We start from the raw sequence: 25685 nt of genomic DNA on the forward strand, positions 1-25685 counted from the left end.
GGTTTCACCGACCGGCGAGGAGAGTGTCCTGCACGTGGCTGGATGGGGCAGGGGCAGGCAGCGCCGGACGAAGGCCCTGAACGATGAGAGCGAGCCGGCGGAGTCGATCACCGACGGGCCGCGACGACCGGCCGGCGCCCGCCGGCTGCGGTTGCGTACCGTGCTGATCATCATGGTGATCGTGCCGAGCGTGACGTTCACCCCGCTGCTGGCGTCGGGCATGTCACAGCTGTTCACGCAATGGCGGGCGGAGAAGGCCCAGATGGATCTGGCCACCGCGACGGCCGGCAGGCCCGCGGCCGACCTGTTCTTCGCCCTTGACCAGGAGCGCCGGCTCACCGCGAAGGTGCAGGCCAACCCTGGGAGCGCGGCCCGTGAGAGGCTCGCCGAGCAGCGCGCGGCGACCGACCGGGCCGTGCGCGCCTTCCGCCCCCTGGCGACCCTGAACGTCGCCGTCGCGCAGGAAGGGCTCGCCGACGCCGTCTCCCGTACCGAACGCGACCTCGGCCTTCTCGACCAGCAGCGCCGGGCGGTGGACGCGGGCTGGTCCAGCGGCCGGGAGGCGTTCGACTACTACGGCGGCGTCCTCGAGTCGGACCTCAGCGTGCTGACCGCCCTCAGCAACACCGACGAGGGCCAGGTGAACACCGAGGCGCAGACGCTGGTCGACCTCTTCTGGATCATCGACATGGTCGGCCGCGAAGACGCCATTCTGGCTCGCGGCTGGGAGACCGGACGGCTGACGCGGACCGAGTACGGCCTCGCCGCCGAGGCCATCGGCACCAGGAACCACCTCATGCACGCCCGCGTGCTGCCTGCTCTCGCGGGCGAGGAGACCCGGTACGCGAAGCTCACCGACGGCCGGGCGTGGCAGACGATGACCGCCGTGGAAGGGCGGCTGACGCTCGCCGCGGGCAGTTCCGAGGGCGATCAGGTGCGGCTCCGCGACGACGCCGCCGCGTGGCGCTCGGCGCTGGAGGCGCTCACCGCGCAACTGCGCGAACTTCTCGGCCTGCGCTTCGAGCATGTCAGCAGGATCGGCTACGGCCACGCCGACATGATCTTCACGGTCTTCGTCAGCATCTCCAGCGTGGGCCTGCTCGCTCTGGGCCTGGTGGTCGTCACCAGCTGGCGCCTGACCGCCGTTCTCCGCCGGCGCATCCTGCACCTGCGCCACGACGCCCACGAAATCCAGGAGCGGCTGCCCGACGTGGTCGCCCGGCTGGAGCGCGGCGAGGACGTCGACGTGGACGCGGAAGTACGCGTGATCGAGCCCACCGGCGACGAGCTCGGCGAGCTCGGCCAGGCACTCAACATGGCCCGCCGCAGCGCCGTCCGCACCGCCGTGCGGCAGGCCGACCAGCACCGCGGCTTCCAGCGCATGCTCCAGCGCATCGCGCGCCGTACCCAGATCCTCATCGGCCTGCAGCTGAAGAAGCTGGACGAGCTGGAGCGCAGGCACGAGGACCCCGAGGTGCTGGAGGGGCTGTTCGACCTGGACCACCTCACCGCCCGGCTGCGCCGCTACGAGGAGAACCTGGTGATCCTCGGCGGCGGGCAGCCGCAGCGCCGCTGGCGCAGGCCCGTACCGCTGCTCGACATCCTGCGCGCGGCCCAGAGCGAGGTCCAGGACTACCGCCGGATCTCGATCGACGTCGAGGACGAGCCCTGGATAGCCGAGCGCGCGGTGGGACCGCTGATCCACGTCCTGGCGGAGCTGATGGAGAACGCCACCGCCTTCTCCAAGCCGCTGACCCCGGTCGAGGTGCGGGCCGCACCGGTGAGCCGGGGCGTCGCCGTGGAGATCGAGGACCGCGGCCTGGGCATGGAACCCGAGCAGTACGAGGCCGTCAACGCCCTGCTGCAGGCGCCGCCGCAGCTGGACGTGATGACCCACGCCGACGACGTGCGTCTGGGCCTGTACGTGGTCGCCCGGCTGTCTGCGAGCCTGGGCCTGCAGGTGGAACTGCGCTCGTCGGCCTACGGCGGCACCCGGGTCATCGTGCTCCTCCCCGAAGCGCTGGTGGTGGACCGCCCACCCGCCGAGCCCGGCCCCGCCACGCTCCCCGAGGAGGTCCCCCAGGAGGCCGCCGCCGTTCAGGCCCGGCCGCCGCACGGGGACGGCGCCTTGCCGGCCCGCACCAGAGGACGCGCGATGGCTTCCGTCACCGCACCCGCGGGATCGCCGGATCGGGGCGGGGCACCGGCCTCGTCCGGTCCCCGGCCGCTGCCCCGGCGGGTGCGCCAGGCCAGCCTGGCCGAGGAGCTCAGGGTCCCGGCGGACCCGAATGACCGCGGCGACCAGGAGAGCTGGGCCGTCCGCGAGCAGCCCGGCCGATCCAGCGCCATGATCGGCGCCTTCCAACGGCAGTCCCGCAGGCGCCGCACCGATGACGACGCCCAGACCGGGCCGAGCGGATCGGCCGAACCCACTTCCCCGACGACGGAAGATCGATGATGACGCAGCGCACCACCGCCACCAACACGGACCTGGACTGGCTGCTCGACGCCCTGGTCAGCCAGGTCGCGGGTACCCGGCACGCCATCGTGCTGTCCGACGACGGCCTGGTGATCAGCCGGTCGCGGACCATCGAACGCGCGAACGCCGAACGCCTGGCCGCGATCGCCACCGGCCAGCAGAGCCTGGCTCGCGGCGCCGGGCAGCTCTTCGGCGGCGGGCCGGTCCACCAGGTCATCATCGAGATGGCGGAGCTGTGGCTCTTCATCACTGCCGCGGGCCGGGGCACCCACCTGGCCGTGGTCGCCTCCCAGGAGGTCGACGCCGAGCTCATGAGCGTCGCGATGCACACCCTGATCCAGCAGGTCGGACAGAACCTGGGCACTGACGCGCGCCCCCCGCAGGGCCGTGACATCGGAGGACACGGATGAACCACTGGACGGAGGGGCTTGCCGACGATGACGCCGACCAGCCCCTTGTCCGTCCCTACACGATCACCGGCGGACGAACCGCTCCCGAGCGGGACGACCTGACACTGATCACCGTGATGTCGGCGGTGTCCGGGGCCCCCGCGGAGAGGGGACGCGGTCATCGGGGGCTGCAGCCGGAGCACCGCACCATCGTCACGTTGTGCCGGCGGCCCCTGGCGGTGGCCGAGATCGCCGCCGCGCTGAACCTGCCGGTGTCGGTGGCCAAGATTCTCATCGGTGACCTGATCGAGTCGGGCCGGCTGCGAGCCCGGCCACCGCTGGCTTTCACGCAGGCAGGCGGTCTCCCCGATATGGCGATACTTGAGGCGGTGCGGGATGGGTTACGGGAACTCTGACCACGGGGACGACGCTCCCCTGGCCGTGAAGATCCTGATCGCCGGTGGGTTCGGCGTCGGGAAGACGACCCTGGTCGGCGCGGTGAGCGAGGTCGCCCCCCTGCGTACGGAGGAGTATCTGACCCATGCCGGCGTCGGTGTCGATGATCTGGACGGTGTGAGCGGCAAGTCCACCACCACCGTCGCGCTGGACTTCGGCCGGATCACCATCAGCAGCGGACTCGTGCTCTATCTGTTCGGCACGCCCGGGCAGGAACGCTTCTGGTTCATGTGGAACGACCTCGTCAACGGCGCGCTGGGCGCGATCGTCCTGGTCGACACCCGCCGGCTGGAGGTGAGCTTCGCCTCCATCGACTTCTTCGAGAGCCGGGGTGTCCCCTTCGTCGTCGGCGTCAACTGCTTCCATGGCGTCCGGGACCGTACGCGGGAGGAGATCCGCACGGCGCTCGACCTCGATCCGCAGGTGCCCCTGGTGCTCTGTGACGCCCGCGACCGCGGGGAGGGGCGCGATGTGCTGCTGGCGCTGATCGACCAGCTGATGGCCGTCCAGCCCCGCGCCACACCGCACCCCGTGACCTGACCGGACGCGGTCGCCGGGCGGCGGTCGAGGTGTTCAGGCGCGGCCGTTGGCGGCGCACCATCCTGCCCAGGTGGTGGCGCCCCTGCCGAGCTGCTTGGTGTGGAAGGACGTCCAGGAGTTCTCGCTCGGCCCCGGAGCGCTGGGTGCGGCCTTGTACAGCGGGTGGTTCGCCTCGACCTCGGCCCGCAGCCACGGCTCGATCTGGCCGTAGGAGCCCAGCGACCAGCTGCGGGCGTGGTAGGTGAGCTGGCCGCGCACGTCGGTCTCGGCCAGGCACATGAACGGCGCCCACGGGCTGGTCCGCGCCCAGCTGATCTTCGTCTTCATCGCGCCGGTCGGGACGCCGGATCCGGTACGGGCCACCACCTCGCGCCCGTCGACGGAGAAGTCGAACATCTCCTGCGCGGCGTACACACCGCCGACGAGGCCGAATCGCTCGCCGAGCGTGGTGGCGAAGTTCGCGCGTACGCCGATGTCGCTCGTCCACACCGTCTCGTCGTGCAGCTGCTGCAGCGGCGGGCCCGCGTAGGAGGAGGTGATCGTGAACGGGCCGAAGTTGACCATGTCGTTGTTGATGGGGACGACCGGGTATGTCTTGCCGTCGATCGGGTTCTTCCATTCGCGCAGGACGCGCCGCGGATCCGCCGGGTCGGTGTAGAAGACGATCTCCCGGGAGAGCTGGTAGAGCTGGTTGGTGTCAGGGACCCGGTAGAGCCGCCGGATGTTGTAGCCCTCGATGTTGAACAGTTTCTGGCCGTGCCGCATCGCCGGGTCCAGGCTGTTGCCCTCGATGTTCGCGTACACCGATCCGGAGATCCGGAACACCATGTCCTTTCCGTCCGGCCGTCCGAACGTCTGTAAGGACAGTTTCCCGCTCTTGTCGGTGACCGTCGCGTAAACCGGTCCGGGATGTGTGGAGCCGGCGGGTTCGTCGTGCGCCGCCGCACCCGTAGTGCCGGAGCTGAGGAGTATGGCGATCGGGACCAGCAGTCCCTTGATGCCTTTTCTGATCACGTTCGGCCTTTCGTGCCGCGAAGGAAGCGAACAGCGCCATATTGTGATCATGTCCCGCGAAGGCTTGTCCAGCCCGGCGATCAGCGGGCCGCCATCGGGCCGCGGGCACCCGGCATACGTGAGAAGGACACCGTGGCCGGGTGTTCCCGGTGGCTAGTGGCGGTGGTCGGTGACGGCGGCGAGCGCGTCGCCGCCGGAGTGTTCCAGAGCGGTGAGGTGGGCGCGGATGGTGTCGACGTTCGCCTCCTCGTCCTCGGTCTGCTGGTTGCCCAGCGTGGTGAGGATCTCCAGGGCCTGCCGCCAGTGCCGGCGTGCCTCTTCGTACCGGCCCAGCGTGTGGCAGGCGTGGGCGACCCCGTCGTGGGCACGGGCCTCGTCGTCCGGCTGGTTGAGGTCCGTCGCCAGCGCGAGCGCCCGCTGGTGGTGGTCGAGCGACTCCGCCGGCCGTCCGGCGGCGCGCCACAGCCGTCCCAGCCCCTGGACGGCTTCGAACTGCCAGTTGGGGCTGCCGATCTCCGTGGCGATGTCGAGCACCTGTTGGTAGGTGCTGGCTGCCGCCGGCAGGCGGCCGCGCAAGCGATGGATGTCGCCGAGGCTGCTCAGCGTGTCCAGCTCGCCGGTACGGTGCCCGGTCGCGCGGGCGATGGGCAGGGCGCGCGCGAAGTTGTCCGCCGCCTCCTCCAGACGGCCGAGGGCGCGAAGGACGTGCCCCCGGCCGCTCAGCGACTTGAGTTCGCCGGTGCGGTGCCCGAGCGCTCTGGCGATGTCCAGCGCCTGGGCGAAGTCGTCGGCGCTCCGCTCGTGCCGGCCCAGCATGCGGTGGACGTCACCGAGGCCGGTCAGGGCATCGAGCTCGCCGGTGCGGTTGCCGATGGCGTGCGCGATGGCCAGAGCGCGCTCGAACACCTCGGCCGCTTGCTGGTACCGGCCCCGCCGCCGGTGGGTCCAGCCCAGGCCGTTGAGCGCGCCGAGCTCGCCCCGGCGGTCGCTGGTCTCCTGAGCGATGTCCAGAGCCTGCCCGAGGTGGGCGGCGGCCTGTCCGTGCAGTCCCCGGGCCGAGCTGATCTCGCCGAGGCCGAGCAGCGCCTCGATCTCGCCGGAGCGGTTGCCCGTCACGCGGGCGGCCGTCAGCGCGCGATGGAGGATGGCCTCGGCCTCGATGTAGCGGCCGCGGGTGCGCAGGCACCGGTGCAGGGCGGCGGACAGTTGCACGGCGCGGTCGCCGAACCCGTGGTCGGCGGCGTGCGCCGCGACGGCGACCAGGTTGGCCAGCTCCGCGTCCAGCCAGGTGGACGCCTGCGCCGCCGATCGCATGGCCGGAGCGGCGACCCGGGCGGCACGGACGGCACGGACGGCCGGGCGCTTGTCGGCCTCGTACGGGTAGAGCGTGTCCACCGCTGCCGTCACAGCCGTGCCGTAGTGGTCGAGCAGCCGGCCGGTCGCCGCCCCGCTCTCGACCCCGTCGTGGCCGGCCGCCACGGCGGCGTGCTCGCGGACGAGGTCGTGGAAGCGGTACCGGCCGGCGACGGGCTCCTGCAGGAGGTGGACGTCGAGTAACTGGTCGAGCAGTCGCCTGGCCGCCGGGACGGGGGAGCCGAGCAGCGCGGCGGCCGCGTGGACGTCGAAGTCCTTCCCGGGATGCGTGCCCATCAGCCGGTAGGCGCGCTGCTGGCCGGGGGTGAGCTCGCGGTAGGACAGATCGAGGGCGGCGGTGAGGCTTCGTTCTCCCGCCTGGAGCTCGTCGAGCCGCGGTTCGTGCTCGTCCATCCGTTCGAGCAGGTCCTCGACGTTCCAGGAGGGGTGCGACCGCAGGCGGGCGCCCGCGATGTAGATGGCCAGCGGCAGCATGGCGCAGCGCTGAACGGTCCGGTGGAGCAGGTCGGTCGGGGTCCGCACGAGGCGGTTCTGTCCGGCCGCATGGACGAACATCGCGAGGGCGTCGGCGGACGAGGGGATGTCGAGGCTGACGGTATGGGTGCGTTCGAGGCCCGTCAGACGGCCACGGCTGGTGATGACGACCATGCAGCCGCCGGCCCCGGGCAGCAACGGGCGCACCTGTCGTTCGCTCACCGCGTTGTCGAGCACGATCAGTGCCCGGCGGTCGGCGAGCACGCTGCGGTAGAGCGCCGAACGTTCGTCGAGCTCGGGCGGTATCCGCTCGCCGGCCAGGCCGAGGCCGCGCAGGAGCTGGTCGAGCGCGTCTCCGGCGTCGACCGGTGCCCGTCCTTGCGTGTAGCCGTACAGGTCGACGAACAAGGTTCCGTCGGGGAAGTGGGGCGTCAGCCGGTGAGCGGCGTGGATGGCGAACGTGGTCTTGCCGATCCCGGCCATCCCGTCGACGGCGATGATCTTCACCGGCGGGCCGTGGCCGCTGTCGGGATCGGCGCCGTGCTGCTGGTGGGAGTGGACGTTCTCCAGATCGGCGAGCTCCTGCTCCCTGCCGATGAACACGGCGACGTTGGCCGGCAACTGGCGCGGCACCGGCACTTCCGTCACTGTCCGCCGAGGCAGGGCGTCCGAGGTGGCGGTGACCAGAGCCTCCCGCTCGGCGGCGCTGAGCCCGAGGGCGTCCGCCAGGAGCTGTAACGAGGCGCCACGGGGCCGGACCTGGATGCCTCGTTCGAGCCGCCGAACGGTGCGGACGCTGAGGCCGGCCCGGTCGGCCAGCTGCTCCTGGGTCAGCAGTGCCCGCTCCCGCCAGCCACGCAGCAACGTGCCCCGAATGATCTCCGCTTGCTGGGATCCTCCGCCGGCACCGTGTGCACCTGACGACTTGTCCACTCGTCCTCCGGCGTCCGAACACCGATGACATGCCTGTGCGCGCTTGCTGGTGGCCTTGCCGGCTCGGACCAGACAATACATGAGCATGTCACCGCGGCGCCGAGACCGCCGCCGGCGAGGTCTTCGCGGTGCGGGGCGCTGCCGCAGGTCGGCACCCCCTGCTCAGCGCGAGCGTCAGCCCCGCACGCGACTCGTCATGCGGAGCTCGCTCCCGGCATCCTCAGCGCTTTTCTAGGTCCAGACGCGCGGGCTTTCCAGGGATCCGATCTTCGCATGGCTGCTGTTGAATACCGTGATCCTCGAGATGTACGTCCATGGCGTGTTGGAGTCCCGGTAGAGGACGATATCGGAATGCACCCTGTTACAGGGCTGATGCGACGACAGATTGGCCACCCGGCCGCCGGTGACCGGCGCGAGCCGGTCCCACTCGATGAGATAGACGATGTAATAGGAGCAGCCGGCCGGTAATCCCGCGGTGTAGGAGTCGGCTCTGAAATAGCCGCCCGACACGGATATGCAGGGATAGGTGTTCTTGAAGCCGTTGGAGTCGTACGGCGCCCGGCAACCGCCGCCTTCCAGCGCTCCGGCCGATCCCGCGCCTTGGGCGGACCGGGCCAGGCCGGGTGTGGCGAGAAGGAGTATCAGGCTGAAGCAGGTTGCGAGGACAGCTGTCATTCGTCTCATGGTTCCCCCTGTGAACAGAACGCTCCCGGCCGATTCCGGCATGCCCGGCGGTCACCTAACCGTTCCAGAAGCTTGACACCTCTGGACGGTGCGGGTTTGCCGCTGTGCGTCCACTTGCTTGACCTCCGGCGCCATGAGTTCGAGGATGAACGCATGCCTGGCGGGGCCTGGTCCAGGGGATGTCTGCGGGGGCGACAGGTGGCTTTGACGGTGGTTCGGCTCGACGACGTCCCTGTCAAGGACAGGTTCGCTTTCTGGTGGCAGGCGGTCGCCGAGTCGGTGGTATCGGTGGACGCTTTCAGCGAACATGTCGACGACTTCTGGGCGGAGATGCGTACCGTCGATCTGGGTGCGCTGCGGTTGTCGAGAGTCAGGTGTTCCGGGTTCGAGGCGCGCAGAAATGCGAACAGAATTCGACGCGCCAACTCCGATGCCTACCAAGTGGCGCTCTCCTTTCGCGGCCGATCGGGAATCGTCCAGGAAAACCAGGAGACGACGCTTGCTCCCGCGGACCTGACGCTCTACGACGCCTCCCGTCCTTTCGTGGCGTGGAGCTTTCCCGGCGAGCACCGCGCGTCGGGCGGTTCACCCGACGAGATATCCGACGGGCTGATACTGCACGTCCCCCACGGCGCCCTCGCCCTCCCCCGCGCTACCCTGCAGCGATTACTCGCCAGGCGAATCTCCGGGCGTGAGAGCGTGGCCGCGCTGTTCAGCGGACTGCTTCACCAGGTCCTGGCCCAGGCCGCGCGCATGACCCGAGCCGACACCGAGCGGCTGTCGGGGGTCATCGTCGATCTCCTCACTTCCGTGCTCGCCCACGAACTGGAGACCGACCCCTCGCCTTTCGTGACGGATCCCGGTGCGGTGCTCGTTCTTCGTGCCCAGGCGTTCATCGAGCGGCATCTGGATGACTTGGAGCTCTCGACAGCCGACATCGCCGCCGCCCACCACGTTTCCCTGCGGCACATGCAGCGGCTCTTCCAGAAGGAGGGCTACACCGTCACCGGCTGGATCCAGCAGCGGCGGCTCGAACGCTGTCACCGCGCGCTGGCCGATCCCCTGATGGACGGTCGCCCCATCAGGGTCATCGCCGCCTGCTGGGGCTTCACCAACGAAGCGCACTTCAACCGCCTCTTCCGGAAGACCTACGGGGCCCCTCCGGCGACCTACCGGCGCCACCTCCGATACCGCCAGTCGCAACAGGGGTGACACCCTCCGGCCCTGGCCGTCGGCATCGACGCCGACGTGATCAGGTCGGACACGCGGTCACCCAGGTCAGCGCCGTTCCAGGGGCGGAACCATATGGAACGCCCTAGCGAATGGAAGTCTCCCGGATGCCCCGCGGCGCCGCTCGTGGCAGGAAGACGATCGAGCCGTCCGGCGGCTGGTACACCAAACGGAACCGGACCCTCATGTACTGGCCGCATGACCGGCGCGGGCGCGTCATCGGCGAGCACGTTCACGATCACGTCGCCGCACGCGAGATCGTCCCCATCGCCACCAGGGACGTGATCACCCTGGACGACGCCGTACGCACGCTCACCCCGCTGATCCGCCCGCTGCCGCCCTTCCCGGCGGCGCAGGACTGAAAGCCGTGGCCGATCACACGACCGGCACTGCCTGCGGCGACCGAGGTGGCGGCCCCGTTGCTTGAGGTGGCCGAGCGGATGCGGGCCTGAGCGTCGCCGGAAGGTCGGCGGTGGCGAACTCGGCGATTCCGAAGGCGGGCAGCACTGCGGCGAGGCGACCGTCGGTGGCTCGGCGTGGGCGTGGCCGACCCCGGCAGCTCCGGACACGAAGGGCTGCAGCCGGCGGGTGGGATGCGGATGGCCTGGTCAGCGACGGTCGGAGACCAGGCCCGCAGGGTGATGAAGCCGCCGGGTCAGTTTCCGGCCGAGCGCTCGCGTTCGTACTCGGCGTTGATGCGCAGCGCCTCGGCGAGCTGGTCTTCCAGGATGATGATCCGGCAGGCGGCTTCCACGGGGGTGCCCTGGTCGACGAGCTCCCGGGCACGCGCGGCCAGGCGCAGCTGGTAGCGGGAGTAGCGGCGGTGGCCGCCGCTGGAGCGTTTCGGCTCGATCAGTTTGGCGGCGCCCAGAGCCCGCAGGAACGTGGGAGTGACCCCGAGCATCTCCGCGGCCGAGCCCATGCTGTAGGCGGGGTAGTCCTCATCGTCGAACCGGTCGTCGGCGCCGTCAGTGACGCCGTGCGTGCCGCTGTCCACGGTGCCGGCGGGCGGCGCCTGTTTGCCGCCGCGGCGGGTGTGGGGTGGGTGGGTTTGATCCATAGATGCCTTTCATCACGCGAACAGGGGGCCCCGGCGCGTTGCGCCGGGGCCCCGAAGAGGTTCAACACCATCTACCGGCCATCCGGCCGGCTTACTGTTTTCCGCATCCGCCCTGCCGTGCGGCGGTGATGCGGGGATCGCGAATGCGTGACCGTAGACCACCTTCCAATCTGTGGAACTGCGGTACCCGAGCGGCGGGACTCAGCCGGCAACGGGCGATCCTTCGATGGCGTTCAACACTCCCTTCTCTATCTCCTGGACATGGCGTCCACTTACTCTTCGGCAGCGCGTCCACGATCAGGGCCCTATCAACTGCGCTGGCCCGTCACGTCCGACCTTCTGCCGCAACCAACAGACTTCATCCGCGTTCCGGGCAGTTCGTCGTGATGCCAGTTACTACTTCTGCTGCCCGGTGGATCCGTTCCTTGCGATGTCAGAAACTCTAGTACCCATACCCGCGAATGTCTACTGCGGCGAATGTAGATTTTCGGTGGCGGGCGCGGCAGCCTTCCGGCCTGCGCCGTGCCCGCACAGACGCACGACAGGCTCATGCGTCAGCGGGAGCGCCGGCGTGCTGCCGGATCGGGTTCGGCGGCGCCGCGAGCAGAGGGCTTCTCGCCGCGGCGGGCGTAGTGGCCGCGGCGGCGCAGGTGCTGGCGGCGTGACTCGGCGGGTCATCGACGCGGCCGTGGCAGCGGCCGGCGCCGTCGTCGTCCTGGGTTACGGCCTGCAAGGGCACGTCAGGCCTGTCGGCCGGCGATCCTCCCGGAGGGAGCAGAAGTGGGTCAGCTTGGTGTCGGCAAGGGCTTCACAGGTCAGGATGCGGTCAACCGGAGCAGCCGGCCTGGCAATAGCCGTTGGTGACGATCAGCCGTCCGCGCTCGGGCGTGTAGGCGGTGGCCTGCACGCCGACGGTCACTCCCTGGCAACGGGGACAGACGAGCGGTTGCTCGGCCGCCTCACGATCACGTGTCCGGTCACCCACCCCGGTTGACGCACTTACCTCAGGCATGGGATCGACGTGGGTGGGATCGGTCACAACACTGCTTACCGGCGATTCAGTCATGCCCTCCACTGTGCCGTACGCCACCGACAATTCCGCACCCAACCCCCGCCAACCATGCACGAAAGCCGCAGCTCGGACCCCCAGGCATCCACGGGGCGTCACGTCCCCCGGGTCCCGGTGGGAGACCCGGACCCGGGTCAGGGCGTCGGCGGCAGAGAGCGCCCGATCGGGGCAGCACGCCGGACCCGGCGCGGCGATGAGCACTGTGCCGGGCACGTGCGGTGGCCGGGGTGCCGTGTCGGGTCGCACCCCGCCTGCCTACCGCGGGTCGGGCAGCTCCATGATCCGGGTCCTTCAGGCTGCCGCGTAGATGAGCGTGCCCGCGCGTACGAAGGGAACGACGTTGCCGTTGAGGATCACCTTTACGGCATTCGGCGCGGCGATCGCGATGGCCTTGGCGGCGTCGGTGCTCGCGGTCAGCTCGCTGCCGTCGATGCGTACGGTGCCGTCCCCGCCGAAGGTCACGGACAGGTCCTTGACCGCGGCCGGCGCCTTGACCAGGGTCGCGCCCGCACGTTCGACCGACGAGCCGTCCACCATCACGATCGACCCGGCGTCGGCGTAGAGCAGCTTGCCGTCGAAGGTGTAGGACCCGAACGCGCGCGGCGTCTTCGCGGTCCAGGACTTGTAGTAGACCCCGGCGCCGCCGTTCAGGCTGAGAGCTGTCGCCTGGTACGACGGGATGCTGCCCACGGGGAGCCGTTCCACCGTCACGGACGTGTCGGCCGCGCCCTTGGACGGCAGCAGGAGGGTGTCGAAGGTCGTCTGGCCGGTGGTCGTCTTGACGTAGGAGGCGTACTTCGCGTTCTCCACCGAGTAGAAGCGCGGCGCGTAGTAGCCGTCGCGCAGGCCGGAGCCGACCTCGGCCGGGTCGGCGGGGACGATCGCGAGGTTCGCCCCTGTCGGGAAGGCGGTGGTGGTGGCCTCGGTCCCGGAGCGGATCACGGGCTTGGCGTCCGAGGCGAAGTGCCAGTTCTGCTCGTAGCGGTGCGTGGCGGTGTCCACCGGCTTGAGCCGGTCGGAGACCACCCACAGGCCCGAGTGCAGCGACAGGACGGAGCGCTCGTGGCGAGCACCGGCGGAGCTCTCGGTGTTCGCGCCGATCAGGTCGAAGGCGGGGTTGGTGATCAGATGCGAGATTCCGCCCTCCGCCGTCGAGGTCTGCGGCTTGTCGTCGATCTCGATCGTGTTGTGCGCCTCCGTGGTGCGCCGCAGCCACTGCGCGCGGGTGTCCGTGCTGTAGGTGAAGGTGCCCATGTCGGGCAGGAGCGGCCGGCCGTACGCATAAGCGGTGATCGCCAGCTCGTCCGGGTGGCTGTGGTTGCCGCGGTCGGCGTTGATCCGGAGGTGGGAGTCGCCGGCGGTCCAGCCGGAGCGGGAGACCGCGACCCGGGTGTCCGGGTAGAGGGCGGAGGTGTGCGCCGGCTTCGCGCCCGACGTGCCGGAGGTGCCGACGTAGCGGAGTTCGGGGTCATTGAGGAGCTCGCCCAGCTCCGCGAGGGTGCTCCGCAGGTCGAGGGAGTCGCTGTCGCCGTAGGCGGGGCCGTACCCGCTGGGGTAGCTCTGGTCCATGAGGAAGCGGGCCAACTGCCGCAGCTTGGTGGTGGCGGTGAACGCGATGCCGTTGCGCCGCATGTAGGCGACGACGTCCACGTACTGTCTGAGGTAGCCCCGCAGGTAGGCGTCCGTGGACTCCTTGTAGCCGCCGTCGGCGTAGGTCGAGTCGTTGAGCTGGGCCGAGAGGAAGTCGGCGGCGTTCGTCCGCCACGCCGGCGCCACGCGGAACTCCGGGAAGTAGACGGACGCGTGCAGCAGCGTGATCTTCTGCGACTGCATCTTGTTCGGCGTGCCGTTGACGTTCACCTGCAGGAACAGGCCCGCCCGGTTCATCGTCTTGAGGATCGCGGTGTTGGCTTCAGCGGTCAGCGACGGGCTCTTGCGCAGGATCTCGAAGGCCGCGATCCAGTTGTGCAGGCGACGCGCGGCGTGCAGGTTGCCCGGGTAGGAACCGGCGCCCTGGTCGGCGTCGTAGGCGTCGGCGTCCTTGATGAAGTCGGTCATCAGGCCGATGAGCGTGCGGGCGTACTGCTCGTTGCCCGTCTTCCGGTACTCCAGGGCCAGCGGGCCGGCGAAGTAGAAGCGGGGAAGCTGGTAGAGATACTCCATGTCGGCGATGAGATTGTCCTTGTCGGCACCGCCGGGGAGCTTCCAGTCGAACCCGCCGGGGTCGCCCTCCCAGGAGAACGTGTTCTGCACGGTGTTGGACCAGGTGCGGGTGGCCTCGTCGAAGGTCTCGGCGTTGCCGTACAGCATGATGTCCTTCGCGGTGTCGGCCGTGCCGGTCAGCGTCAGCTCCGCTCTCTTCACGCCGGTGACGCCGCCGAGGTCGAACCGCAGGTACGCCTTGCGCGTCTCCCCGGTGAACGCCCCCGTGCCCTGGTCGCTGACCTGCATGTAGTACTTGGCGCCGTACACGCTGCCGGGGTGGGCCGCCCAGATGTAGGTGTCGTGCGTGGGGTGCAGGGTCCTCACCGAGCCGTCGGCCAGGGTCAGGCGGAGGGTGGGCTTGCCCGACCCCTTGCTCCTGCTGTTGACGAGGGCGATGACCGCGTCCTTGTAGCGGCTCATCAGGAAGAATCCGGGCTTGCCGCTGGTGATGCTGCTCGTGACGTCTGCCGTGACCGTCTTCTCCCCCGGGCCGAAGGTGAGCGTCTTGATGTAGACCTCGCCCGATCCGAGCGTCCAGATGTGGCTGGGGGTCAGCTCGAGTGCGCCCGGCCAGGTCGTGTGCGAGAAGCCGCCCGCCTCGATGGCCGGGCGCGCGCGGTAGTAATCCAGCAGCCGCTGTTTGGCCAGCGCGTAGTCCCCCGCCTTCACCGCGCTCTCCACGGGCTTCAGGCCGGCGTGCGCGTAGTTCAGCCGCGGCCCCACCGCCCAGGCGCCGGCGCTCCACCTGCCGAAGAAGCCGGCGTCGGACAATGCGGCCGCGGCGGCCGGAGGGGCCGGCACCAGGAACGCGGCGACCAGAATCAGGACGGCGAGCCGCCGCCACGAGGGAGACATGCACGCCAAGGTAGGGGTGCGCGGTATGTCCGCGGTATGTCGGGCGCGGCCATCGAACTGACCGCCCCGGTGCGGGTCACGGCGGATGGGGTAGCCGGCGCCGCCCAGGAAGGCGTTGAGTTCGGGTTTCGTTGCGGCCGGTGACGGACACGTTGTCGCGCCGTAGTCTCCACGCATGCCGATCCGGTACGCCCTCCCGCCCGACGCGGACGTCATGGCCGACGTCACCTGTGCCGCGTTCGCCGAGTTCGCGGACTTCGACGTCACCCGCGACCGATCCGCCGCCAACTGGCGCCGGAATCTCCTCAGGGAGGCGGCCGAACGGCCTCGCCCGCACCACACCAGGCTCGCCGAGCTGCCGGACGGGACGGTCGTCGGTCTGATCATGGGCGGGCCGGCGCGACCGGAGCTCGGCCTCGACGCCGAGATCTACGCCCTCGCGGTCCGTCCCGGCCATCAGGGCCGCGGCCATGGCCGCGCCCTGCTCAGAGCGTCGGCGGCCGATCTGGCCGCCGACGGGTTCGGCTCGCTGGCGATCCGGGTACGGGCCGCCAACGAACGCGCCCGCCGCTTCTACGCCTCCCTCGGCGGAGTCCTCACCGGCGAGGTGCCACCCGACGAGGTCTTCTACTCCTGGCCGGAGATCGCGGCACTCCTTTGACCCGGTGGACCAGCTCCTCCATCCAACCTCGCCTGCCAGATCGCGGGCGGGTGGCGAGCAGGACGTGCCGCCGCTGACCCAGGCTCGGTGAGGAAGCCCAAAACTGCCGGACGGCGCCCGGTCAGGGTGTGGACAGCGCTTCGGTCGGGGACAGCCGGGCAGCGCGGATGGCCGGGTAGAGCCCGGCGAGGCCGCCGACGAGCATGGTGGCGGCGAGTCCGCCCGCCGTCGCCCAGGCCGGTACGACGGCCGGCCAGGTCTGGTAGATGGCGTATCCGGTGGTGACGGCGATACCGAGCAGAACCCCGCCGACGCCGCCGAGCGCGGACAGCAGGAGCGATTCGGTGAGGAACTGCAGCCTGATCTGTCCCCGGGTGGCGCCGAGTGAGCGGCGCAGCCCGATCTCGGCTCGGCGTTCCAGCACCGAGATGACCATGGTGTTGGCCACCCCGACGCCACCGACGAGCAGGGCCACCGCGCCCAGGCCGAGCAGCAGCCCGTTGAGGGCGGCGTCGGCGGCCTGCTTCGCGGACAGGGCGTCCGAGGGCCGGGACACGCTCACGTCGCCGGGCGTCTGCGGGTTGGCCGTGGCGGCCAGCACGCTGTGTACGGCCTCTACCTGGCTGTCGCGCGACCTGGTGTAGACGGTGGTCGCCCGCCCGTCGAAGCGGAAGAGGTCGGCGGCGACTTCCCAGCCGATCAGGACTGCCGTGTCCAGTTCGCGGGCGAGCGTGACCGGGTCGAGCACGCCGATCACGGTGAACCGTTCGCCGCCGACGAAGATCACCGCCTCCGGGCCGGCCCGACCGACGCCGAGCCGCTCGGCCGCGTCGGCGCCGAGGACCGCCGCCGGATACCGGCTGGTTGCGCCGTTGAGCCAGGTGCCGTTGCGCAGGACCGCGCCGACGGTCTGTGGCAGGCCCAGCCGGGCGGCCGACAGGGTCAGCCCGTTGGTCTCCACTGCGGGGATCTTGTCCGAGCGGTACACGGTGGCGTTGCGGATCGCCCCGGTCGCCGAGACGGCGGTGACCGGGCCGATCCGCGCGATCATCGCCTCGGCCTCGGCGGGCAGCTTCGCGGTCTGGCCCCCGAGCGTCTGTCCAGGGGAGACGGTGAGCAGGTTCGTGCCCAGCGCGGCGAGCTGACGGTCAAGCTGTTCGCGGGAGGAGGACGAGATGCCCACCACGGCGACCATCGCGGCGATGCCGATCGCGATGCCGAGCGCGGACATCAGCGCCCGGGTCGGCCGGGTGCGCGGCCCGGCCGCGCCGACCCGGGCCACGTCGGACGGAGACATCCGGGCGGGCGTGGCCCGGGGGCGGGCCTGCCGCGCGGTCACCATGCCGTCTCCCCCTCCTGGTGTGGCGCGGTCATGTCGTCGCCGACCACGTGGCCGTCGCGCATGAGCACCTGCCGGTCCAGGCCGGCGGCGAGCTCCCGGTCGTGGGTGATCACCACGACCGTGGTACCGGCGGCGTGCAGGTCCCGCAGTACCGCCATGACGCTCTGTCCGGAGGCGGTGTCCAGATTGCCGGTCGGCTCGTCGGCGAGCAGCAGGGCGGGGTTGCCGACCACCGCCCGGGCGATCGCGACCCGCTGCTTCTCGCCGCCGGCCAGCTCGTGCGGCTCGTGGTCGAGCCTGTGTCCGAGCCCGACCCGCTCCAACGCCGCCGCAGCGCGCCGCCGGCGCTCTCCCATCGGCACGCCCGCGTAGAGCAGGCCGTTGGCCACGTTGTCCAGCGCCGGCAGGCCGGTGGCCAGGTGGAACTGCTGGAACACGAAGCCGATCCGGCTCGCGCGCAGCGCCGACAGTTGCCGGTCGGACAGCCGCGCCACGTCGTGGCCGTCGACCACCACCCGGCCCGAGGTGGGCCGGTCGAGCGTGCCCAGTATGTGCAGCATGGTCGACTTGCCGGAGCCGGACGGGCCGGCCACCGCGACCAGCTCGCCGGCGTCGATGGTCAGGGTGACCCCGGCGAGCGCGTGGACGTCACCGGGGTACGCCTTCGTCACGTCGGTCAGCTCGATCATCCCGGCATCCCCACGGTCATGCCCTCCGCCAACCCGTCACCCGTGACCTCGACCAGGCCGTTCGCGAACAGGCCGGTTTCCACCTTGATGTAGCGCGTGGCGGATCCCTCGACGACCTCGACGCCGTAGCCGCCCTCGGCCAGCGCCACCAGCGCCGCGACGGGCACGGTCAGCACGTCCTTGCGCTCTGCGGCGGTGAAGACCACGTTGACCACGGCCGCCTCGATTCCCGCGGCCGCCTTGGGGTCGCGCAGCGAGACGACGGCCTCGATCAGGGTCTCGGCCTGGCCGCTCGGATCGGCCGGCTGCTCGATCACCGTGTGGACCCGGTTCACCCGGCCGGCCACCTTCCTGCCCTCGGGCAGCTGGACCTGCACCCTGACGCCCCTGCGGGCCAGCCGTTGGTCGGACACCTCGAGCCTGACCGTCACCTCGCGGCCGGTGCCGGTGCACCGCAGCACCTCCCGTCCGTTGCCGGTGGACTGGTTCACCCCGGCCGTCACGGTGTCGACCCGGATGGCGCCCGGGGCGAAGAGCACCCGGCCCTGCTCGACCTGGCCGGTCTGCGACAGGCCCAGATCCTGCTGCCATCGCTGCACGGCAGTCGCGGTGGCCTCCGTGTACGTGCCGTCCACCGTGAATCCGCCGTAGCCGAGGGCCTTCAGGTTGGTTTCGAGCTGCCGTACGTCCGCCCCGGTGACCCACGGGCCGAGCGTCCGGTACGCGGCGACGTCGCCGTACATCAGCACGACCGGCGTGTTGTCCACCCGGTAGATCGGCCGGCCCCGGCGGATGACCTGGCCGGCCCGCGGCACCTTGGTGACGACGCCCGCGATGCGCCCGACCAGCACGGTCCTGGCGCCGTACCCCAGGTCGCCGGCCACCTCGTCGGCGTCCAGCATCGTCTGCCGGGTCACCCGCGCGGTGTCCGGGGGCAGGTTCGCCGCGGTCGGCGTGCCCGTGCCGCCCCCGCCGAACCCGCCCCCGCCGAACCCGCCCCCGCCGAACCCGACCCCGCCGAACCCGACGGAGGCCCCGACCGCGGCCGCGGCTCCGACCGCGAGCAGGACCGCACCGGCCACCACGGCGGGCCGGCCGCGCCGGCGGCGGGCGGCGGGGCGGCCGGTCGTCACCGCGTCGCTCCCGCGCTCGGTCGCATCGACGCCTGCGCCGCGTCCCTCTGCGCGGTGCAGAGCGCCTTCGCGTCGTCGAACTGCGGGTCCTTCCCGATGTCTTCGCCGATCCTGGTGCCACCCGGGTTCGGGTCGGGGTAGTTCTCCACGCCGTGCTCCCGCATGCACCGCGCGAACTGGCGCGACAGCTCGTTCTTGAGGTCGGCCTCAGGGCCGGTCTCCTGGGGAGGGCGGAGCCGCTTGCACGCCTCTTCGGCCTCGACCTCCGTGTCCGCGCTCACCGCGTTCTTGTCGTACCTGCCCTGCCGGACGATGTCGCCGTCGACCTCCGGGTCCGTCATCGGCACGCCGTGCTCCCGCATGCACTGCGCGAACCTGGTCAGCAGGTCGAGCCGGCTGAGGCTCCGCGTCGCGTTCGGGGCGGCGGTGCCGCCCGCCGAGGCCACGCCCTCGCCGTCGGTCGATTCCGCGCAGGCGGCCGCCGTGACCAGCAAAAGTGGTAGCAGGCAGACGACGACCACGAATCTCTTTCTCATCAGCGATCTCTCCTCTGGTCCGGGATCCAGTGGAGCAGCGGGCCGGCAACGGCACCGTTACAGCGCCTGTAACGCCGGTGTTACGCCCAACCGCCGAAACTGCTGATGGAGAGGAGGATGTGCGGGTGCGCGTACTGCTGATCGAGGACGAGTTGCTGCTGGCGGAACAGGTCGCCGACGGGCTGCGCGACCAGGGCATCGCGGTCGACCTCGCGTCCGACGGGCTCGACGGCCTGCACAAGGCCGGCGCGAACCGGTACGACGTGGTCGTGCTCGACCGCGACCTGCCGATCCTGCACGGCGACCAGGTCTGCACCGCACTGACCGCGCGTGGCACCGATGCCCGGATCCTCATGCTCACCGCGGCCGGAGAATCCGCCGACCGGGTCGCCGGCCTGATCCTCGGTGCCGACGACTACCTGCCCAAGCCGTTCGTCTTCGACGAACTCGTGCTGCGGATCCGCGCGCTGGCCCGCCGGGCGAACAACGCCCCTCGGGTCCTGCGGCGCGCCGGCCTGGCCTTCGACACCGCTCGGCGCGTCGTCACCCGCGCCGGCCGCATCATCCCGCTGACCACCAAGGAGCTGGCCGTGCTGGAGATCCTGATGGGCGCCGACGGCGCCGTGGTCAGCGCCGAGGACCTGCTGGAGCGGGCGTGGGACGAGCACGCGGACCCGTTCACCGCCACCGTGCGGGTCACCATCGCCCGGTTGCGCCGCAAACTGGGCGACCCGCCGCTCATCGAGACCGTCGTCGGCGCGGGATACCGGCTGTGAGGCCGCGCCGTACGCGCCCGTCCATCCGGCTGCGGCTGACGCTCACCTACGCGGTCGTGCTCGTGAGCACGTGCGCGGCGCTCCTGGCGTTGAACTACGCGCTGCACGCCGGTGCTCCGTCCGCGACCGAGATGGCCGCGATGTGCGACGAGATGGGCGCGGCGGACCCCGTGCGGGCCGACAAGTGCGCGGCCTTGGAGCGCCGTATGGGGGAGATCGTCTGGTACCGCAACGCCACGCTGATGAACATCGCCAGAACGTCGGCGATCGCGTTGTTCGCCACGGCCGTGCTAGGGCTCGGCGTCTGCTGGGTCATCGCCGGCCGCATGCTCCGGCCGCTGCGGACACTCACCACCGCCACCCGCCGGATCTCCCAGCACCACCTGCACGAGCGCGTCGCGCTCACCGGCCCACCCGACGAGCTCAAGGAGCTGGCCGACACCTTCGACGAGATGGTGGCCAGGCTGGAGGCCTCCTTCAACAGCCAGCGGAGGTTCGTCGCCGACGCCTCGCACGAGCTGCGCACCCCGCTCGCGATCGTCCGTACCGGCGCCGAGGTGCTGCTGGCCAAGCGGGAGAGCACGGTCGCCCAGTGGGAGGCGATGGGGCGGCGCGTGCTGACCGCGACCGGCCAGGCCGAACGCCTGCTGGACGGCCTGCTGTCGCTGGCCCGCAGCGAAAGCGGGGCCATCGCCCACGAGGCGCACGATCTGGCCTTCGCCGCGGCCCGCGCGCTGGGCGAGGCGGACGAGGAAGCCGAGACCTCCGGCCTGTCGATGACCACCGACCTGCGCCCCGCCCCTGTCGTCGGCGACCCCGTCCTGCTCGATCGCCTGGTACGCAACCTGGTGGACAACGCGATCCGGCACAACCATCCAGGCGGTCGGATCGAGGTCGGCACCGGTCACCGCGACGGCGAAGCGCTCGTCACGGTACGCAACAGCGGCGACGCCATCCCCCCGGAGGAGGTCGACCGGCTGTTCGAGCCGTTCCAGCGGCTGACGTCCCACCGCACCGCCGGCTCCCGATCGACCGGTCTGGGCCTGGCCATCGTCAGGTCCATCGTGCACGCGCACCACGGCACGGTCACGGCGGCGCCGAACGCGGGCGGCGGCCTGACCGTCACCGTCACGCTGCCGGCCGATGCCCTGGCCGTGGCCGGGCGGCCGGAGCCGGCTCGGGAGACGTCGTAACCCCGCACCCGCTCCTCACGCCGCCGGACGGGGCAGGCAACCCCGATCAGCCGGCCGGACCTGATCGCCGGCGTTGCGTGGAGAGCGCCTGCCGCCAATGCTCGGCCGCCTGGCTCATGTCGTGGCCGAGGAGCTCGAAGAACTGGCTGGTGGTGTGGAGCCGGTCGCCGGTGGGCGTGTCGGTGCCGAAGATGCCGGCGCCGTGCCGGGTGGTGGCGGCCCACAGGGCCATCGACCTGGCGCTGGCCGCCCAGGTGCGGTACCACACGTCGGCGTCGACGAAGTATCGCACCCGGCGCGCCTCGCGCTCCCGGGCGACGAGCTCTCTCTGCTCGAGCCACCTGGTGGCATTGGAGATCGTCGCCGGACTGACACGGAGATGCCGGACGAGCTCCGCGGCGGTCAGGCTGCCGCTCTCGCTGACGAACAGTGCGGCGAACACCCGGGCCGTCATGGGCGCCATCCCGGTCTCGATCATCATGGCGACGAACTGCTCCTCGAACTCCTGGGCCGTGCGGACCTCACGGTCGTCGGTGCCGCGCGGAACGCCGGCGTGGGGAGCGTGCTTGCGGCGGCGGGCGCGCCAGCTCGTCGCATGCTGGGCGCGGGCCGCCCGGTAGCCGTGCGGGCCGCCGTTCCTGGCGATCTCGCGGGTGACGGTGGACCTGGAGCGTCCCAGCCGGCGGGCGATCTCCGCGTAGGTCAGGCCGGCCGCCAGCCCTTCGGCGATCCGGCGACGGTCCTCGGCGGTCAACCGGCCTCCTGGCATGCGATCCTCTCCCCCAGATCGAGCGTTGTTGCACTCAGCTACAAACTCGTTGCACCAATATATCGGCTCCCACCTGCGCAGATGAGTTTCACGAATTGTCTCGGATCGGAACAGGACCTTACCGTTCCCTCAGACCGAAGAGGAGGTTCATCATGGAAAAGGTCGTTCTCGTCACGGGCGCCTCCGCCGGAATCGGCAAGGCCACCGCACTCGAACTCGTCCGCGCCGGCCATATCGTCTACGGCGCCGCGCGGCGCGTACCCAACATGGACGACATCCGCGACGCCGGCGGACACGTCCTGGAGCTGGACGCACGCCGGCCGGAAGACCTGGAACGGGTCGTCGGCGCCGTGGTCGAGGAGCAGGGCCGCATCGACGTTCTGATCAACAACGCCGGCACAGTCCTGCACGGCGCGGCCGAGGACACCGCCCTCGACCTGGCGCGCGACCTGTTCGAGGTCAACCTCTTCGCACCGGCCCGGCTGGCTCAGCTCGCCCTGCCGCACATGCGCGAGCAGGGGTCCGGCACGATCGTCAACGTCTCCTCCATCGGCGGCGAGATCGCGCTCCCCCTCGGTTGCTGGTACTACGCCGGCAAGCACGCGTTGGAGGCGTACTCCGACACGCTGCGCATGGAGGTCGAGCCGTTCGGCATCGACGTCGTGATCATCCAGCCCGGCATCATCAAGACCGAGTTCGAGGACCACACGGCACAACACCTCCGCGAGATCTCCGGCGGGACCGCGTACGCCACGATGGCCGAGGCCATGGCCAGGCGCGCGGAGACGCAGCTCGGCGACAACTCCCAGGGAACCGACCCCGGCGTCGTCGCCACCACCATCCGGCAGGCCATCGAAGCCGGCAAGCCCGAGACGCGGTACGCGGTCGGCTGGCTGGCCGACAGGCTCCTGGAGCTCAACAGGACGCTGCCCGACCGCGAATTCGACAAGCTCGTCATGAACGCCACCAGGTAGCCGCCGGGTTCGCGTTCTCTTCCGCGGCGAGCCGCACGACCCCGTTCGTCCCTACCCGGTGGCGACGCCGGCCAGGAGCTTCGCCGTGCCTTCGGGCGCCTCCACCGGGAAGTGGTGGCTGCCCAGGTCGACGAGCACGATGTCGAGGCGGTCCCCGTAGCGGTCGATCGCCTCCCGCGTCACCAGGTCACGTATCGCGAACACGGTGATCGGCTGCTTCGTCTCGCGCAGCGCCGCGTCCATGTCCCAGCGCACCAGGGCCTCGATGGAACGCAGGCCCGCGGGCTGCCGTACGGCGACCATCTTCTCGAAGTACGCGTCCTTGAGCGCGGGGTCGGTCCCGGCCGGGGAGCCGCCCTCGACGAGCCCCCGAACCCCTCCGGCGAAGTCCTCACGGAACAGGTGCACCACCGCCTCGGCCTGGTCTTCACTTGTCGCCGGGAACAACGACAGATAGTGCAGCGCGTCCAGTGCGACCACATGCGAGACCGTGTCAGGCAACAGCCGGCCGACTTCGACGGCGACCGCCCCGCCGAGGGAATGGCCGGCCACGACCACCGAGTCCACCGCCTCGGCCTCCAGCACCGCCGCCACGTCGCGAGCGAACTCTTCCATGGTCCAGACGTCCCGCGTCGACCGCGACTCGCCGTGCTCGGCAAGGTCGATCGCGAGGACGCGGTAGTGCTCGGGCAGGTGGTCGGTCACCGCGTCGAAGTCGCCTCGGTCGCACGCCCAGCCGTGGATGAGAGCCAAAGTCGGCCCTCCGGCCGGACCGCTGGCCGTGTACCGGATCGTCGTGTGGTCCGATCGCCGAACCTCACGGTTCTTCCTGGCCCTGCTTGCAGTGGTCACGATGTCTCCTTGTTCCGCATTGTGGAAATCTCTATGGGTGATGTGCTGACGGATCCTCTGCCCGCCCGTGCTCAACCGCACGGGACCATGGCGGCGCGGCGCTTGACCCGTACCTGGTTCAGGCGCAGGACGAGGGCGGAGAAGGTGATCGCCACGATCGCCAGCGCGTAGATCACGGTGGCGGTCCTCAGCCCCAGGGCGGTGACGGCGATTCCGCCGAGCATGGCGGGCACGCTGTTCCCCAGATAGCCGATGATGTTCGCCAGGGCGAAGACCGCGCTGCGCTCGTGCGGCTTGGCGACCCGCGCGAAGGTGCCGAACGTGGCCAGCACCGACGCGCCGAAGCCGAGACCCGCGACGAGGGTGCCGGCAGCGGCCAGCCAGAGGAGGTCCTCCGCCAACCCGGCGAGTGAGATCAGGGTGCCGAGCCCGAGCGTCGCGGACGAGGGGGCCAGCAGCGAGGACGCGGGACGGGAGCGGAGCAGGGAGACCGCGAGCGCTCCGGCGCCCGTCAGAAGCGTCACGACGACACCGCCGACCAGATGGTTGTGCAGCCCCAGCAACTCGGCCGCGACGGACGGGCCGAGCGAGAGGTACATCCCGGCCAGGGCCCAGCCGGCCACCATCGCCGGCACCACCGGGACGATGTCCGCGCGCAGGTACGCGGGCATCGCGACCCGCGGGCGCAGGGAGGCGACGGCTCCCGGCCGGCGGAGCGACGTCTCCGGGATGAGGGCGACGACCACCGCCGCCAGCACCATGCCACCGAGCAGCAGTGCGTAGACCAGCCGGGTCTGGGCGGGGCCGAACTCCACCAGCACACCACTGCCGAGAGCACCCAGAGCGAGCCCGGTCAGGGGAGCCACCGAGGTGACGACGCCTGCCCGCCCGCGGGCATGCGACGGCTCGAGATCGACCAGGGTGGCGCTCAGGGTGGTCGCCGCCGCCCCGGTCGCGATGCCCTGCAGCACCCGGGCGGCGGACAGGACGAGCACGTCCCCGGCGACCAGGAACAGGACGAGCGCGACCACCTCCAGCCCGATCGCCGCGGCGAGCACCGGCCGGCGGCCGAGATGGTCCGACAGCGCTCCGACGACGAGCAACGAGCCCAGCAGCCCGAACACGTAAAGGGCGAAGACGACGGTCAGCACCCACGCCGTGAACTGCCACTGCTGCTGGTAGATCACGTAGAGCGGGGACGGCGCGCTGGAAGCGGCCAGGAAGAGGACGAGGACGGCGGCCACGCCGGGGAAGGCGCCCTTCCACGGCACGCGGCGCGGACCGCCGGCGGGCGGTGAGGCGGTATCAGAAGGATCAACAGGCATGCGAACCTCGCAGCGATCGTTGCGTTAGTGGCTCGAAGCTAACACAAACGCATTGATCACTGCAATTTTAAAGCAGTGATCAATGCAATAATGGTCACATGTCCACGACGACTTCCCCGTCCCGCACCGCGAGCCGGCCCGGCGGCCGCTCCGCCCGAATCCGCGCGGCCGTCCACCGGGCCGTCAAGGAGCTGCTCACCGACGAGGCCGGCGACCCGCTGACGATCCCGGTCGTAGCCGCCCGCGCAGGCGTGCACGCCACCACGGTCTACCGGCGCTGGGGCTCCATCGGCGAACTGCTCGCCGACGTCACGAGCAGCCGCTTCTCCGGCGACATCGTGGTGCCGGACACCGGAAGCCTCCGCGGGGACCTGGAACGCTATGCGGCCGACCTCGCCAAGGACCTCAGCGACCCGGACACCCTCGCCCTGGTACGCGCCACCATCGGCACAGCCGGAGAGCAGGGCGCCGCCGTTTGCCGCAGGGAACGCCAGCAGCAGCTCGAAGCCATCCTCGAACGGGAACAGGCCCGGGGCGATCAGACCCCGACCATCGAACGCGCCACAGACGCCGTCCTCGCCCCCCTCTACTACCGGGCCGTCTTCACCGACCTGGCCCTCACCCCCGAATGGACCCGCACCCTCGTGTCACACCTGCTGCCGGACTGACCCAC

24 protein-coding genes and 1 pseudogene are annotated in these 25685 nt (G+C 70.8%); 11 read left to right on the forward strand and 14 right to left on the reverse strand.

Annotation, left to right across the window (positions count from 1 at the left end; all coding sequences use genetic code 11):
- Nucleotides 1-34 precede the first annotated feature (34 nt).
- From ACBJ59_RS24510 to ACBJ59_RS24525, 4 genes are read left to right on the forward strand one after another with little or no spacing between them, the layout of a single operon-like run.
- A complete protein-coding gene (locus tag ACBJ59_RS24510; protein WP_375112572.1) occupies nt 35-2458 on the forward strand; it encodes a nitrate- and nitrite sensing domain-containing protein in 2424 nt (807 codons plus the stop codon).
- Nucleotides 2458-2889: a roadblock/LC7 domain-containing protein gene (locus ACBJ59_RS24515; RefSeq protein WP_375112828.1), complete on the forward strand. Its 432-nt coding sequence runs from the start codon at nt 2458-2460 to the stop codon at nt 2887-2889. The genes ACBJ59_RS24510 and ACBJ59_RS24515 overlap by 1 nt, the downstream gene beginning before the upstream one ends.
- A complete protein-coding gene (locus ACBJ59_RS24520) occupies nt 2886-3284 on the forward strand; it encodes a DUF742 domain-containing protein (protein ID WP_375112573.1) in 399 nt (132 codons plus the stop codon). Before ACBJ59_RS24515 ends, ACBJ59_RS24520 begins: the two co-directional genes overlap by 4 nt.
- Nucleotides 3265-3864 carry an ATP/GTP-binding protein gene (locus tag ACBJ59_RS24525; RefSeq protein WP_375112574.1) on the forward strand — a complete coding sequence of 200 codons (600 nt, stop codon included), beginning with the start codon at nt 3265-3267 and terminating at the stop codon, nt 3862-3864. Before ACBJ59_RS24520 ends, ACBJ59_RS24525 begins: the two co-directional genes overlap by 20 nt.
- Before the next feature lie 33 nt (nt 3865-3897).
- Here the strand turns inward: ACBJ59_RS24525 and ACBJ59_RS24530 are convergent, their stop codons facing one another.
- The 3 genes from ACBJ59_RS24530 to ACBJ59_RS24540 form a co-directional block, all read right to left on the reverse strand.
- Nucleotides 3898-4878, reverse strand: coding sequence for a DUF1838 family protein (locus ACBJ59_RS24530; RefSeq protein ID WP_375112575.1), 981 nt, complete (start codon nt 4876-4878; stop codon nt 3898-3900).
- Between the two features lie 153 nt (nt 4879-5031).
- On the reverse strand, nt 5032-7590 hold the full coding sequence (locus ACBJ59_RS24535) for a tetratricopeptide repeat protein (protein ID WP_375112576.1): 2559 nt from the start codon (nt 7588-7590) through the stop codon (nt 5032-5034).
- A gap of 300 nt (nt 7591-7890) precedes the next feature.
- Nucleotides 7891-8334, reverse strand: coding sequence for a hypothetical protein (locus ACBJ59_RS24540; RefSeq protein ID WP_375112577.1), 444 nt, complete (start codon nt 8332-8334; stop codon nt 7891-7893).
- 219 nt (nt 8335-8553) lie between these two features.
- On the opposite strand from ACBJ59_RS24540, the gene ACBJ59_RS24545 reads away from it, so the two are divergent.
- Both ACBJ59_RS24545 and ACBJ59_RS24550 read left to right on the forward strand, forming a co-directional pair.
- Nucleotides 8554-9555: a helix-turn-helix domain-containing protein gene (locus ACBJ59_RS24545; RefSeq protein ID WP_375112578.1), complete on the forward strand. Its 1002-nt coding sequence runs from the start codon at nt 8554-8556 to the stop codon at nt 9553-9555.
- A gap of 110 nt (nt 9556-9665) precedes the next feature.
- Nucleotides 9666-9935, forward strand: coding sequence for a hypothetical protein (locus tag ACBJ59_RS24550; protein WP_375112579.1), 270 nt, complete (start codon nt 9666-9668; stop codon nt 9933-9935).
- Nucleotides 9936-10228: 293 nt separating this feature from the next.
- On the opposite strand, the gene ACBJ59_RS24555 is transcribed toward ACBJ59_RS24550, so the two are convergent.
- The 3 genes from ACBJ59_RS24555 to ACBJ59_RS24565 form a co-directional block, all read right to left on the reverse strand.
- Nucleotides 10229-10633 (reverse strand): MerR family transcriptional regulator, encoded by a 405-nt coding sequence (locus ACBJ59_RS24555; protein WP_375112580.1) that lies wholly within the window; start codon nt 10631-10633, stop codon nt 10229-10231.
- 826 nt (nt 10634-11459) lie between these two features.
- The gene (locus ACBJ59_RS24560; RefSeq protein WP_375112581.1) at nt 11460-11699 is read right to left on the reverse strand and encodes a hypothetical protein; all 240 of its coding nucleotides are present in this window, start codon (nt 11697-11699) and stop codon (nt 11460-11462) included.
- Nucleotides 11700-11993: 294 nt separating this feature from the next.
- A complete protein-coding gene (locus ACBJ59_RS24565; RefSeq protein WP_375112582.1) occupies nt 11994-14762 on the reverse strand; it encodes a heparinase II/III family protein in 2769 nt (922 codons plus the stop codon).
- 175 nt (nt 14763-14937) lie between these two features.
- Here ACBJ59_RS24565 and ACBJ59_RS24570 point away from each other — a divergent pair, with 175 nt between their 5' ends.
- Nucleotides 14938-15423, forward strand: a complete 486-nt coding sequence (locus ACBJ59_RS24570) for a GNAT family N-acetyltransferase (RefSeq protein WP_375112583.1) — start codon at nt 14938-14940, stop codon at nt 15421-15423.
- Nucleotides 15424-15544: 121 nt separating this feature from the next.
- On the opposite strand, the gene ACBJ59_RS24575 is transcribed toward ACBJ59_RS24570, so the two are convergent.
- From ACBJ59_RS24575 to ACBJ59_RS24590, 4 genes are read right to left on the reverse strand one after another with little or no spacing between them, the layout of a single operon-like run.
- Nucleotides 15545-16765: an ABC transporter permease gene (locus ACBJ59_RS24575; protein WP_375112584.1), complete on the reverse strand. Its 1221-nt coding sequence runs from the start codon at nt 16763-16765 to the stop codon at nt 15545-15547.
- Nucleotides 16759-17454: an ABC transporter ATP-binding protein gene (locus ACBJ59_RS24580; RefSeq protein WP_375112585.1), complete on the reverse strand. Its 696-nt coding sequence runs from the start codon at nt 17452-17454 to the stop codon at nt 16759-16761. Before ACBJ59_RS24580 ends, ACBJ59_RS24575 begins: the two co-directional genes overlap by 7 nt.
- The gene (locus tag ACBJ59_RS24585) at nt 17451-18587 is read right to left on the reverse strand and encodes a peptidoglycan-binding protein (protein WP_375112586.1); all 1137 of its coding nucleotides are present in this window, start codon (nt 18585-18587) and stop codon (nt 17451-17453) included. The genes ACBJ59_RS24580 and ACBJ59_RS24585 overlap by 4 nt, the downstream gene beginning before the upstream one ends.
- The gene (locus ACBJ59_RS24590; RefSeq protein ID WP_375112587.1) at nt 18584-19123 is read right to left on the reverse strand and encodes a hypothetical protein; all 540 of its coding nucleotides are present in this window, start codon (nt 19121-19123) and stop codon (nt 18584-18586) included. The genes ACBJ59_RS24585 and ACBJ59_RS24590 overlap by 4 nt, the downstream gene beginning before the upstream one ends.
- A gap of 125 nt (nt 19124-19248) precedes the next feature.
- Here ACBJ59_RS24590 and ACBJ59_RS24595 point away from each other — a divergent pair, with 125 nt between their 5' ends.
- Together ACBJ59_RS24595 and ACBJ59_RS24600 are read left to right on the forward strand one after the other, a co-directional pair.
- A complete protein-coding gene (locus ACBJ59_RS24595) occupies nt 19249-19899 on the forward strand; it encodes a response regulator transcription factor (RefSeq protein WP_375112588.1) in 651 nt (216 codons plus the stop codon).
- Entirely contained in the window at nt 19896-21092 is a 1197-nt protein-coding gene (locus tag ACBJ59_RS24600; protein ID WP_375112589.1) for a sensor histidine kinase, read from the forward strand. Before ACBJ59_RS24595 ends, ACBJ59_RS24600 begins: the two co-directional genes overlap by 4 nt.
- 46 nt (nt 21093-21138) lie before the next feature.
- Here the strand turns inward: ACBJ59_RS24600 and ACBJ59_RS24605 are convergent, their stop codons facing one another.
- Both ACBJ59_RS24605 and ACBJ59_RS24610 read right to left on the reverse strand, forming a co-directional pair.
- On the reverse strand, nt 21139-21573 hold the full coding sequence (locus tag ACBJ59_RS24605) for a MarR family transcriptional regulator (protein ID WP_375112829.1): 435 nt from the start codon (nt 21571-21573) through the stop codon (nt 21139-21141).
- Between the two features lie 153 nt (nt 21574-21726).
- A pseudogene (locus tag ACBJ59_RS24610) lies at nt 21727-21861 on the reverse strand (helix-turn-helix domain-containing protein); the annotation flags it as partial.
- A gap of 152 nt (nt 21862-22013) precedes the next feature.
- Between ACBJ59_RS24610 and ACBJ59_RS24615 the strand changes: the two are divergent.
- The gene (locus ACBJ59_RS24615; protein ID WP_375112590.1) at nt 22014-22835 is read left to right on the forward strand and encodes an oxidoreductase; all 822 of its coding nucleotides are present in this window, start codon (nt 22014-22016) and stop codon (nt 22833-22835) included.
- A gap of 51 nt (nt 22836-22886) precedes the next feature.
- Here the strand turns inward: ACBJ59_RS24615 and ACBJ59_RS24620 are convergent, their stop codons facing one another.
- A complete protein-coding gene (locus ACBJ59_RS24620; RefSeq protein WP_375112591.1) occupies nt 22887-23687 on the reverse strand; it encodes an alpha/beta fold hydrolase in 801 nt (266 codons plus the stop codon).
- A gap of 71 nt (nt 23688-23758) precedes the next feature.
- Nucleotides 23759-25012 (reverse strand): MFS transporter, encoded by a 1254-nt coding sequence (locus tag ACBJ59_RS24625; RefSeq protein ID WP_375112592.1) that lies wholly within the window; start codon nt 25010-25012, stop codon nt 23759-23761.
- Nucleotides 25013-25110: 98 nt separating this feature from the next.
- On the opposite strand from ACBJ59_RS24625, the gene ACBJ59_RS24630 reads away from it, so the two are divergent.
- The gene (locus tag ACBJ59_RS24630; RefSeq protein ID WP_375112593.1) at nt 25111-25680 is read left to right on the forward strand and encodes a TetR-like C-terminal domain-containing protein; all 570 of its coding nucleotides are present in this window, start codon (nt 25111-25113) and stop codon (nt 25678-25680) included.
- Nucleotides 25681-25685: the final 5 nt, after the last annotated feature.

Source organism: Nonomuraea sp. MTCD27, from assembly GCF_041950495.1.
GTDB lineage: Bacteria > Actinomycetota > Actinomycetes > Streptosporangiales > Streptosporangiaceae > Nonomuraea.